12 protein-coding genes are annotated in these 12167 nt (G+C 53.2%); 10 read left to right on the forward strand and 2 right to left on the reverse strand.

The window, feature by feature from the left end; genetic code table 11:
• Positions 1 to 43: 43 nt before the first annotated feature.
• From infB to LZ24_RS14575, 9 genes are all read left to right on the forward strand, one after another.
• On the forward strand, positions 44 to 2950 hold the full coding sequence (infB, locus tag LZ24_RS14535) for a translation initiation factor IF-2 (RefSeq protein ID WP_144686413.1): 2907 nt from the start codon (positions 44 to 46) through the stop codon (positions 2948 to 2950).
• A gap of 136 nt (positions 2951 to 3086) precedes the next feature.
• Complete coding sequence (gene rbfA, locus LZ24_RS14540) at positions 3087 to 3485, forward strand: 30S ribosome-binding factor RbfA (protein ID WP_144686416.1); 399 nt, start codon at positions 3087 to 3089, stop codon at positions 3483 to 3485.
• On the forward strand, positions 3466 to 4422 hold the full coding sequence (locus LZ24_RS14545) for a DHH family phosphoesterase (RefSeq protein WP_222427654.1): 957 nt from the start codon (positions 3466 to 3468) through the stop codon (positions 4420 to 4422). Before rbfA ends, LZ24_RS14545 begins: the two co-directional genes overlap by 20 nt.
• A gap of 12 nt (positions 4423 to 4434) precedes the next feature.
• Complete coding sequence (gene truB, locus LZ24_RS14550; protein ID WP_144686420.1) at positions 4435 to 5355, forward strand: tRNA pseudouridine(55) synthase TruB; 921 nt, start codon at positions 4435 to 4437, stop codon at positions 5353 to 5355.
• Between the two features lie 166 nt (positions 5356 to 5521).
• Complete coding sequence (gene rpsO, locus LZ24_RS14555; RefSeq protein WP_139448132.1) at positions 5522 to 5791, forward strand: 30S ribosomal protein S15; 270 nt, start codon at positions 5522 to 5524, stop codon at positions 5789 to 5791.
• 237 nt (positions 5792 to 6028) lie between these two features.
• Positions 6029 to 8200, forward strand: a complete 2172-nt coding sequence (gene pnp, locus LZ24_RS14560; protein ID WP_144686422.1) for a polyribonucleotide nucleotidyltransferase — start codon at positions 6029 to 6031, stop codon at positions 8198 to 8200.
• A 21-nt stretch (positions 8201 to 8221) separates the two neighbouring features.
• Positions 8222 to 9514 (forward strand): M16 family metallopeptidase, encoded by a 1293-nt coding sequence (locus LZ24_RS14565; RefSeq protein ID WP_186443176.1) that lies wholly within the window; start codon positions 8222 to 8224, stop codon positions 9512 to 9514.
• Positions 9511 to 9957 carry a dUTP diphosphatase gene (gene dut, locus LZ24_RS14570; RefSeq protein ID WP_144686426.1) on the forward strand — a complete coding sequence of 149 codons (447 nt, stop codon included), beginning with the start codon at positions 9511 to 9513 and terminating at the stop codon, positions 9955 to 9957. The genes LZ24_RS14565 and dut overlap by 4 nt, the downstream gene beginning before the upstream one ends.
• On the forward strand, positions 9954 to 10835 hold the full coding sequence (locus LZ24_RS14575; RefSeq protein ID WP_144686428.1) for an MBL fold metallo-hydrolase: 882 nt from the start codon (positions 9954 to 9956) through the stop codon (positions 10833 to 10835). Before dut ends, LZ24_RS14575 begins: the two co-directional genes overlap by 4 nt.
• 135 nt (positions 10836 to 10970) lie before the next feature.
• Here the strand turns inward: LZ24_RS14575 and LZ24_RS17325 are convergent, their stop codons facing one another.
• Entirely contained in the window at positions 10971 to 11138 is a 168-nt protein-coding gene (locus tag LZ24_RS17325) for a hypothetical protein (RefSeq protein WP_179953251.1), read from the reverse strand.
• 345 nt (positions 11139 to 11483) lie between these two features.
• Entirely contained in the window at positions 11484 to 11960 is a 477-nt protein-coding gene (locus LZ24_RS17675) for a hypothetical protein (protein WP_222427655.1), read from the reverse strand.
• A gap of 13 nt (positions 11961 to 11973) precedes the next feature.
• Between LZ24_RS17675 and LZ24_RS17680 the strand changes: the two genes are divergently transcribed.
• Positions 11974 to 12167 (forward strand): hypothetical protein (locus tag LZ24_RS17680; RefSeq protein ID WP_222427656.1); only part of this gene is annotated, 194 nt, incomplete at its 3' end.

Below are 12167 nucleotides of genomic sequence, written 5' to 3' on the forward strand. Positions count from 1 at the left end.
TCAGGGGTAAGAGCCCCTGCTACCGGTGATGAAGGGGGAATGGATGGGACGTATGCGAGTCTATGAGCTGGCCAAGGAGCTGAACATGACCAACAAGGCGCTCCTCGACAAAATAGCCAAAATGGATGCCGTCGAGGTACGCAGCCACATGAGTGCCCTGGAGGATGGTGAAATTGAAACCATCAAGCGCTTTGTGATGGGAAAAGATAAGGAAGAAGAAGAAAATCAAAGGGTCCAGCCCTCTGTGGTACGTCGTCGCAAGCGCCGTTCCGGCCGTTCCGGCTCTTCCGGTACACAGCAGCCGGAATCCCTTTCTTCCACTGGCAATGCAGAAAAAGCACCGGATGCTCCTGCAGATCCGCAGGAAAAGGAAGCCGTGCAGGCAGAAGCCCAGACCAGGGAAGAAAGGCCTGCAGCTTCCCAGGAAAAACCAGAAAATACGGCAAAACCTGCGGCAAAACCGCCGAAAAAAAACAAGCGCGGAACGTCAGCCAAGGTTCTTTTCCGTCCTGAAGCAAGCCAGCCTGAACCTGCAGCAGAAGAAAAAACGGAAATAGCCGAAGAAACCGTTCCCCAGCAGGAAGCCCCTGCCCCCTCTCTGCCGGATGTTTCCGAAAAACCGTCAGAGACACCTGATATTCCGGTAAAAGAAGCCCTTCCTGAAACGGAGGACACCGCAATTTCACAGACAGAAATCTCCAAAGCACCAGAAAGCGCCCCAAAAACAGCCGAGGGAGCAAAAGCAGGGGAAGGTGCAGCGGAAAAAGAAGAGGCTGAGGCTGCCCAGTCTGCCCGTAAAAAGAAAAAAAATACGGCTGCAAAAATCATCAAGCGCATTGATCCTGCCGTTCTTGCCCAGATGAAATCGGACCGGAACCCGTCCAAGCCCGCAGCCCGTCCTGCTCCCGTGGAAAAACCTGCGGAACCGGACCCCCTGGAACTGCTCATTGCAAACGAAACGCCTGCCCAGGAAACCGCACCTTCCAGCGGCAGCCGCAAGAAAAAAGGAAAGGACAGTCTTTCCAAGGATCTTGCTGAATCCCGCATTGAAGACGGTGAACGTAAAAGCAGGAAAAAGGGCCGCAAAAAGTCCGTTGTGGAGGGAGATGCCCTTTATAACCGGGGCAAAAAGGGCAAACGGGGCAAAAAGCAGGAACAGCATCAAAAAACCCAGATCACCGTTCCCAAGGCCATCAAGCGCCGCATCAAGGTGGATGATACCATTGTGCTGGCGGAGCTGGCCAAGCGCATGGGCATCAAGGCCAGCCTCATGATCCAGAAGCTGATGATGATGGATGTCATGGCCACGGTGAACCAGACCATAGATTATGATACTGCCGTGATTGTTGCCGGAGAATTCGGCTTTGAGGTGGAAAAGGCCTCCTTTGAGGAAGAAAACATTCTTCAGGCCCACGAGGACAGACCCGAGGAAATGATCACACGGGCACCCGTTGTCACGGTCATGGGCCATGTTGACCACGGCAAAACCTCTCTGCTGGACACCATCCGTAAAACCCGTGTGGTGACAGGTGAGGCTGGCGGCATTACCCAGCACATCGGTGCCTACTCCGTGGAGACGGACGGAGGACGCATTACCTTCCTCGACACTCCGGGCCACGAAGCCTTTACGGCCATGCGCTCCAGGGGTGCCAAGGTTACGGATATCGTCATCCTTGTGGTGGCGGCAGACGACGGGGTCATGCCCCAGACCGTGGAAGCCATCAACCATGCCAAGGCCGCCGAGGTACCCATCATTGTGGCCGTCAACAAAATGGACAAACCCGGGGCTGACCCGGACAGGGTCAAAAGGGAGCTTTCAGAAAAAGGTGTTGTCGCCGAAGACTGGGGGGGAGACACCATCTTCACCCATGTATCCGCCAAGGCGAATACGGGCATTGACACCCTGCTGGAAATGGTCCTGCTTCAGGCCGAGGTTCTTGACCTCAAAGCCAACCCGGACAAAAAGGCCCTGGGCCATGTGGTGGAAGCCAAGCTGGATACGGGCAGGGGCCCGGTGGCCACGGTGCTGATTCAGGAAGGTACCCTCAAAACCGGAGATGCCGTAGTTTGTGGTATCCACCACGGTAAAATCCGGGCCATGGTCAATGACAAGGGAACCCAGATCGGTGAGGCCGGCCCCTCAATACCCGTGGAAATCCTCGGCCTTTCCGGTGTACCCGGTGCCGGTGATGAACTCTTTGCCTTAAAGGATGAAAAGGATGCCAAACAGGTGTCCACGCACAGATCCCAGAAGCAGAGGGCCAAGGAGCTTGCCAGAACCAGCCGCATGAGCCTTGAAAAACTCTTCGAGCAGATGGAAGAAGGCGAAGTCAAGGAGCTGAATCTTATCCTCAAGGCCGACGTTCAGGGCTCCATTGAAGCCATAAGGGACTCCCTTGAAAAAATGTCTTCTCCGGAAGTCAAAATTCACATCATCCATGCGGCAACGGGTACGGTGACGGAATCCGACATCTCCCTTGCGGCGGTTTCCAACGCCATCATCCTCGGTTTCAATGTCCGTCCCGGAGCCAAGGTCCATGACATGGCCAGGGAAGAAAACGTGGATATGCGTTTCTATGACATTATCTACAATGCCCTGAAGGATATTCAGGATGCCATGGTGGGTATGATGGCTTCCACCTTTGAGGAAAAGGTTCTGGGCCGTGCGGAAGTCCGCCAGACCTTCTTCATTCCCAAAATCGGTACCATTGCGGGATGTTTCATCACCGATGGCACGGTTTTCAGAAACCAGAAGGTCCGCCTTCTCAGGGACGGTGTCATTATGTATGACGGAAAGATGTCCTCCCTCAAGCGTTTCAAGGATGATGCCAAAGAGGTGGCCAAAGGCTATGAGTGCGGTATCGGCATAGAAAATTACAACGACCTCAAAACGGGTGATATCATTGAATCCTACGAAATCATTGAAATCAAGCCCAGCCTGAAGGAATAAGGACGGCAGAGAAAGATTCCGCCGTTCAGAGACAAAAAAGCGAAGCCGCCCGGTGAGCGTATTCACCACCGGGCGGCTTTATTTACTATCTTAAGGTCTGCACAGAGACCAGGCCCACGCCCAAAGGAGTTTTACCATGAAAGGCTCTCCCAGATCCGACCGGATCCGAGGCCGAATCCGTGAGGTTATTGCCAGTCATCTCACCCGGAACATACAGGATCCGCGTCTGCACCTTGTTACGGTAACCGGCGTGGAACTCAGCCGGGATATGCGCATTGCCACGGTTTTTTTTACCACAGCCAGCGGTCCCGATGCCCAGGCCGATGCCCTGAAGGGCTTTGAAAGTGCCAAGGGATTTTTGAAACGCAATGCAGCAAAGGATCTCGGTCTCCGGTATATGCCGGACCTGCGTTTCCGACATGACGACTCCTTTGACTATGGTGCCCGCATGGAAAAAATGCTCAAAGAAGTTCTCACGGATGACCAGAGAGAGGACGACCATGGAGAAAGCGACGATGCCCCGGAACCTTCTTGAAAAAAGCAGCCGTATCCTGCTGGTATCCCATGTCCAGCCCGACGGGGATGCCATCGGCTCCCTTCTGGGACTGGGGCTCAGCCTTCGGGCAAAGGGAAAAAGCATTGTCATGTACAATGAAGATCCGGTTCCCGCATCCTTTGCCTTTCTTCCCGGTGCAGATCTCATTGTGCAGGATGCAGGGGATATCAGCCGCTTTGATACCCTGATCGTTCTGGACTCCGGTGATGCGGAGCGCATGGGCAACAAGGCAGCGGAGCTGAAAAAAATCCCCGCCATCCTCAACATCGACCACCACCCCAGCAACACAGAATTTGGCACACACAATCTCATTGATACGGATGCCGCCTCCACCACGGTGATGATATGGCGTCTTTTAAAGGAGATGCAGTGGACCATTCCCGGGGATGCCGCATGGGGAATTTATACGGGGATATTTACGGACACGGGCGGATTTCGCTTTGGGAACACCAATACGGAAGCCCTGAGCATTGCTGCGGAAATGACAGCCTGTGGCGTGCATCCGGAAACCGTTGGCACGAATATTCTCGGCAGCTATTCCTTCTCCTATATCCGCCTTCTTCAGAAAGCACTGGCTTCCATCCGGCTCTGCGCCGACGGAAAACTTGCCACCATGACCCTCACACGCGCCATGTTTGAGGAAACCGGAGCCAGCGAAGAGGAAGCCAGCGGCCTTGTCAACTATGCCCGCTACATTGCAGGCGTGAAAATGGCTGTCCTGATACGGGAAAAAGAAGAGGAGGCCGTCCTTCCCTGGAAGGTCAGCATGAGGGCCGACAAAGACATTGATGCCTCTGCCATTGCCGTGGCCCACGGCGGTGGCGGGCACAGGGCAGCGGCTGGTTTTTCCACGGCCCTGTCCCCGGATGCCATTCTGAATATGCTGGAAAATCAAATTCAATCTCAAAGGCTATAAAAACAAAACCTTATGCACAAAGACAGCATCCTCCTCATTGATAAACCTCCCGGCCTCAGCTCCGCAGCCGTGGTGGCCCGGGTAAAAAAATATTCCGGCATAAAAAAAGTGGGCCACGCCGGTACCCTTGATCCCTTTGCCACAGGCCTTCTCGTGGTCTGTCTTGGCAAGGCCACCCGGATTTCCCGTTACTTTCTGGGTGGAAACAAATCCTATGAGGCCACCCTGCGCCTCGGAACGGCAACGGAAACCCAGGATCCCGAAGGCGCCATCACAGCCACCCTCCCCGTACCGGAGGTGGATGAAAAAAAGCTCCTGAAGGTATGTGAAAAATTTTCCGGCCCCATACTGCAGAGCCCGCCCGTATATTCTGCCCTAAAACACAATGGGGTTCCCCTTTACCGCCTTGCCCGTCAGGGTAAAGCCGTACAGAAGCCCCCAAGACAGGTGGTCATTCACCGTTTGCAGCCTGAAAGCATCCAGCTGCCGGACATCCGGTTCAGCGTCCACTGTTCCTCGGGCACCTATATCCGTACCCTTGCCCTTGATATGGCCGAAGCGCTGGGCAGCACCGGTCACCTTGTCGCTTTAAAACGAACGGAAACCTGCGGCTTCAGCCTTGCGCAGGCAGCTTCCCTTGATGATACCCTGAACAGCCTGCAGACGTCACAGCCCATGCCTTCCCTGATTCCCATGGCCGAAGCCCTTGGCTTTCTGCCTGAAATCCGTGTGAATAATACTTTGACGGAAAAGATCTTTCATGGCAAAGTGCTTGACACAGAGGAGATCAGCGCTCCTGTTCCGGGTCCCATACGGGTGCTGACGGAAGATGGCAGACTTGCCGCTGTGATTCGAAGGGATGAAAGCAGACAGGGCCTTTTTTCTTATGATGCCGTACTGCTGCCCCGCACTGCCCCAGGGGGGCAGCTTTAAATAAAGCAAGCCCGGACAGACATGCCGTCTCAAAACAGCCTGCTGTCCTTTATTAGAATATCCCCATGCATACTGTTTAAGCGCTGGTGCTTACGGTCTGAATGGAATATCGGATCGAAAACGCATAGGGATGAAGACATGATTATTCCAAACAAGGAGAAACACCGTGGTATTTACCAATGAGCAGAAAAAAGAAATTATTGAAAAATTCAAAACCCATGAATCCGACACCGGTTCTCCGGAAGTCCAGATTGCCCTGCAGACCCACCGCATTTCCTACCTGACCGAGCATCTGAAGATTCATAAAAAAGACCATGCCTCCCGCAGGGGGCTCCTGATTCTTGTGGGCCAGCGCAGACGCCTGCTGAACTACCTGAAAAAAAAGGAAATGCAGCGTTACAGAGACATCATCGCAGCCCTCGGACTGCGGCGCTGATTTCAAGGGGGAAAAAGGGTTTTTCCTTTTTCCCCGGTTTTATCCACAGGGCCTGTTTCCTTCTGTCTGGAATAGGCCCTGCCCCATTCCAACGCCCATGCCCATACGAGGGACTTCCGCAAAAACACCTTTACGACTCTGCAAACATATGAAAATCCGAGTCGTCAAGATGTTTCTGCGTAAGTCCGTTCCAGCGTATTTCCGGCACACGGGCCTTCGTAAGCAAGGAGTTTTTATATGCAATCCACCTTTTCTGCAGACATCGACGGAAAAACCATATCCATCAGTACCGGGAAAATTGCCAAGCAGGCATCCGGTACAGCCATTGTTCAGTGCGGCGAAACCGTTGTCATGGTTACGGCGGTTTCATCCAGCGAAGAACGGGACATCGACTTTCTTCCCCTCACCGTTGAGTATCAGGAAAAAATCTATGCGGCTGGCCGCATTCCGGGGAATTATTTCCGCAGAGAGATGGGCAGGCCCAGTGAAAAGGAAATTCTCACCTGCCGTCTGATCGACCGCCCCATCCGCCCCCTCTTTCCCAAGGGCTACAGCAGTGAAATCCAGATCATTGCCACTGTCCTTTCCATGGACAAGGAAAACGATCCGGATATCCTTGCCATCATCGGCACCTCTGCGGCACTGACCATTTCCGATATTCCCTTTGAAGGCCCCATTGCCGGCATCCGTGTGGCAAGAATCAACAACAGATTTGTCTTCAACCCCACCCTCTCGGACCTTAAAACCCCCGGCTGTGATATGAACATCGTGCTGGCAGGCTCCAGAACGGGTATCGTCATGGTGGAGGGCGGAACCGACTTTGTCAGTGAAGCCGATGTACTGGATGCCATCTTTTCCGGACACGAGGCCATGCAGCCCCTGATCCGGATTCAGGAACAGCTGCAGGAAGCTGCGGGCAAAGCCAAGCGCAGCTTCACGCCTCCTGTTGTGGATGAAGAACTGGCTGCCAGAATATACGAACTGGCTGCCGCCCCTCTGGCTGAAGCCCTGAAGGTCGATGATAAAATGGTCCGCAAGGCCAATGCCAGTGCCGTCAAAAAACAGCTTCTGGAAAGCCTCGGTGAAGAAGGTGCAGAGCGTAAAAATGAGGTGATGTCCCTTTTTGACAGCCTCATGAAAAAGGTCAGCCGGAAAATTGTCCTTGAGGAAGGCACCCGTGTGGATGGCAGGGCCTTTGATGAAGTCCGGCCCATCCGTTGTGAGGTCGGCACCCTCCCCCGCCCCCATGGTTCCGCCCTCTTTACCCGTGGTGAAACCCAGGTGCTGGGTGTTCTTACCCTGGGTTCCGGAAGGGATGAGCAGCGCATCGAGACCCTTTCCGGCGACGAATCCAAACCCTTCATGCTGCACTACAACTTCCCCCCCTACTGCGTGGGCGAGGTCAAGCGCGTGGGTTCTCCCAGCAGAAGGGAATTCGGACACGGTGCCCTTGCCACCCGTGCCATTGAACCCATTCTTCCCAATACGGAAGATTTTGAGTACACCATCCGCCTTGTCTCCGAGGTTACCGAATCCAATGGTTCCTCTTCCATGGGTACCGTATGCGCCGGCACCCTTGCCCTCATGGATGGGGGTGTTCCCATCAAGGCCCCCGTTTCCGGTATTGCCATGGGCCTTGTGAAGGAAGGCGATCAGGTGGTGGTTCTTTCTGATATTCTCGGTGACGAAGATCACACCGGAGACATGGACTTCAAGGTGGCCGGTGGTGAAGCCGGGATCACCTCCATCCAGATGGACATCAAGATCACGGAACTTTCCAGGGACATCATGGAAAAAGCCCTTGCACAGGCCAAAGAAGGACGCCAGCATATCCTCAAGGAAATGCTGGCTGCCATTCCCCAGACCCGTGATGCCCTCTCTCCCTATGCTCCCAAGGTCTTTACCATCAAGATCAATCCTGATAAAATCCGCGATCTCATCGGTCCCGGAGGCAAAATGATCCGGGCCATTCAGGCGGATACCCATTGTGACCTGAATGTGGATGACTCGGGAACCGTGAAAATTTCCGCAGCCAATCTGGAAGATGCAGAAGCCGCAAAAAAACTGGTGCTTGAAATCTGCATGGAGCCGGAAGTGGGTGAAATTTACACAGGCAAAGTTGTCCGGACAACGGATTTCGGTGCCTTTGTCCAGTTAAAGCCCGGAACCGATGGCCTGGTACACATCTCTGAGCTGGCCCACCACCGTGTCAAAAAAGTCACGGATGTGGTCAATGAAGGAGAAGATCTTCAGGTCAAGGTTCTTGAAATATCGAGAGACGGCAAAATCCGTCTCAGCCACAAGGCCCTTCTGGAACCTCCCGCAGGCGCACCGGCCGATTCCGGCAACGGAAACAGCGAGCGCCCCCGCAGGGATGATTCCAACAGCAGCAGACCCCCTCGGAGATAACAATATTTTTATATGGACCCGATGACCCGAAAAACCACACTGGCCAACGGTGTCCGGATTCTGACCCATCAGGTGCCCCATGTGCGCTCCGTCGCCATGGGGATCTGGGTAGATGTGGGTGCCAGGGATGAATCCGAAGAGGAAGCGGGCTATTCCCACTTCCTGGAACACATGATGTTCAAAGGAACAAAAAGACGCTCTGCCTATGAGCTGGCCAAGGCCTTTGATGCCATTGGCGGACAGTCCAATGCCTTTACCACAATGGAAACCACCTGCTACCATGCCCGTGTCATGGATACCCACCTGCCCACCATGGTGGATATTCTCTCGGACATGTTCCTCAATTCCTGTCTGGATCCCGAAGAAATCGAGAACGAGCGACCGGTGATTCTGCAGGAAATCGGTATGCTCGAAGACTGTCCTGAAGAGTTTGCCCATCATCTTCTGGAAAAGTACGCCTGGGGAGAGCACCCCCTTGGCCGCTCCATTCTGGGAACACCTAAAAATATCCTCAGCCTCTCATCGGAAAACCTGTCCCTTTTTTTCCGCAAGCACTACTGCCCCTCCAGGGTAATCATCTCCCTTGCGGGCAATCTGGAACATAATCAGGTACTGGACCTTCTTGCTCCGGCCTTTGAACAGCTTCTTCCAAGCCCCGGAAGAGCCATGCGCCATACTCCGGTTATGCAAAGGGGGGTCCGGACCACTGTCCGCCCCATTGAGCAGGTCCACCTCTGCCTCGGAGCTCCGGGGCTTTCCATCACCCACGAGGACCGCTTTGCCGCCTCTCTGCTGACAACCATCCTCGGGGGCAACATGAGTTCAAGGCTTTTCCAGGAAATAAGGGAAAAAAGGGGGCTGGCCTATTCGGTCTACGCTTTTTCCGCAGGCCATATGGATACGGGCATGATGGGAATCTATGCAGGCGTCGCTCCAAGCACGGTGGAAACTTCTGCGGAACTGATCCACAGGGAACTGAGGGAACTCTGCGCAGAACCCGTTACCCAGGAAGAACTGGAAGGGGCACGGGCCTACACCAAGGGAAATATCCTGCTGTCCATGGAAAATACGGAAAACCTCATGGTCAAACTGGCCCAGAATGAAATCCATTTCGGCCGCTATGTCCCTGTGGAAGAGACCCTTGCCAAGGTCGATGAAGTCAGTCGGGAAAGTATTCTGACCTTAGCCTGTGACGCCTTTTCAGAAAACAACTTTCTGGTTTCCGTACTCGGCCCCTCGGACAATACGGCTGCTCTGGGAGAAAAATTCGGCATCTCTGAGAAAAAAGAAGCCGCAGGAGAAAAAAAGCAATGAGAATTCCCCTGCTCCGCATGCCAAATGGAGAAGGCCTGCCTTTGCCTGCCTACATGACGGAACTTGCTGCTGGCATGGATATCCCTGCGGCTAAAGCCTGCGTCCTTCACCCCGGGGATATCGCCCTTGTCAGCACAGGGTTTGCCATGGCCCTGCCAGAGGGCTTTGAGGCCCAGATCCGCCCGAGGAGCGGACTTGCCATCCGCCACGGCATCACCGTTGTGAACGCACCCGGCACCATTGATGCGGATTACAGGGGAGAAATCAGAATCGGCCTTATCAATCTTGGCAAAAAAAGCGTGGAGATCAAGAGGGGCGACCGCATTGCCCAGATGGTAATTGCGCCGGTCTGCAGAATTTCATGGCAGGAAACCGGAAGCCTTGAAGATACAGACAGGGGAGACGGGGGCTTCGGCCATACCGGTTCCGGTGTAATGCCATGAAAGATGGCTTTGCCCTGCCCTCTTGCCCCTCCCTTTCCCTTACGGTGCTGGCCAGCGGCAGCAGGGGTAACTGCATCTACATTGAGAGTGAAGAGACCGCCATACTGGTGGATGCGGGGTTTTCATGCAAAGAACTCCTGCGGCGCATGGACATGAAAGGTCTTTTGCCGGAAAAGCTCTCCGCCCTTGTCCTTTCCCATGAACACAGTGACCACGTAACGGGCGCGGGTGTGCTGTCCCGCAAGCTTCACCTCCCCGTATATGGTACCTCCGGCACCCTGGATGCGGCAAAAAACAAAACCGGCGTTCTCCACCGCCGAAAAGACATCACCTGTGGCGTTCCCTTTGCCGTGGGCGATCTTCTCATCCATCCCTTTTCCATTTCCCATGATGCATCCGATCCTGCGGGCTTCACCGTCAGCTCAGGCGGGCTTAAGATTGGCATTGCAACGGATCTGGGGATTGCCACAACTCTTGTTAAAAATCACCTCAAGGGGTGTCACGCGCTGGTTCTGGAAGCCAATCACTGTCCTGTCATGCTTGAAAACGGCCCCTATCCATGGAGCCTCAAACAAAGGGTTAAGGGGCGGACAGGTCATCTTTCCAATGGGGATGCCAGGGATCTCCTCGGAGAAATTATCCATCCGGCGCTGTCCTCCGTTGTCATTGCCCATATCAGTGAAAAAAACAACACCCCTGAAAAAGCAGGTGCCGTGGTAGCGGAAGCCCTGAAAAACAGCAGGGCCAAACTTGTCACGGCCTGCCAGCAGCGTCCTGCGGACCCGATCCGTCTGACATCCTCCAAAGACAGCTGGCCCTGCTCTGACAATACAGAAAACTTTCAGCCGGATAAGCTGCACTATTCTTTTGCCGACTAAAAAACGTCCTTTTTTAAGCATCATACCTGTCGGACAGATGCATGGGGCAGAGCCCATACACACGGGCCCAAACGCAAGAAACCGGCCAGGAAGCCGGTTTCTTCAATAAAATATGTGCTCCCCCCGGAGACTGTATCATTTGGGTTTCTTAAAGCGGTACTCCATTTTCATATCCTTGGTATTGGGTGTTACACCAAAAAGCGTCCAACCCCGCTCCTGATAATGGCGGATCGATTCTGTATGACGCATGGCGTTCAGCCCATCCATAAGAACTTTTTTATACTCAAGATTTACATTTAACATAATACACCTCCAGATTCAGAAAGCGTTACAGGCCCGGATCTTCTACAGAAACCACCGGAACCCGATCATGCAGGGCCTGCAAAAGGCCTGCACCTAAGGTGTTTTTTTTCTACCATCCATAATGGCCACAAAAGCTACAGGCTCATCCTGAAAAACAGGTGTAAAAACGCCACTACCCAGAAAAACCATAGAATAAACCAAAGGACCTTGAAGTACGGAAAAAATCACCGAACCCCAGGATATGGGGGGGACACATAAACTATAATCTATCATTTTCATGTTCCAGTCAAGTCTTTTTTTATACAATCCCCCCCTGTTCCCCATGCACAGAAAGGCTCCCCCCTGCTAAAAAACAGGCAGCAGCCCTGCGCCATAAGGATATATTTTAAAAGATTCCATACAAGCCTGTTTACAAAAAAGCTTTAATCCTATAAGGAAGCAATTTAAATTGCGATGTGAATAATATGGAAATCCATAACGGTCCGGAAAAGACCGATGACACAAAGGGGTTATCATGGCAAAAAAACCAGTAAAGAAAAAAACCACGACAAGCCCGGCAAGCGAAGACAGTGCAAAGAAAAAAACCAGTACGGCTAAAAAAACCAGCGCTGCGAAAAAAAACACTGCGGCTACCAAAGCCACAACAACAGCAAAATCCAGCACAGCCAAAAGCAGTGCATCTTCTGAAAAAAAGCCTGTTCTTTTCAGAAAGTTTAATGACTGGAAACCTGCAGCCCCCTTCCAGCCGGTATCCGCTGCAAAAAAGGTTCCCTCCTCTCCTCCTTTTTTCAGCACTTCCGATCCCGAAGAAGCAAAACGCATTTCTGCCCTTCTTGTGAAGCCCTTCTCTGCACAGGACTTTATCCTCTCCCCTGAAAAGAAAGCCGAGCAGGAAGCCCGGTTCAAAGCCAAGGAAGAAGCAAGGATCAAGGCCGAAGAGGAAGCAAAGAAAAAAGCCGAGGAAGAGGCAAGAATCAAGGCCGAAGAGGAAGCAAAGAAAAAAGCTGAAGAAGAGGCAAGAATTAAGGC

The sequence above is a fragment of the Desulfobotulus alkaliphilus genome, assembly GCF_007830435.1.
In the GTDB taxonomy this organism is placed as follows: Bacteria; Desulfobacterota; Desulfobacteria; order Desulfobacterales; family ASO4-4; genus Desulfobotulus; species Desulfobotulus alkaliphilus.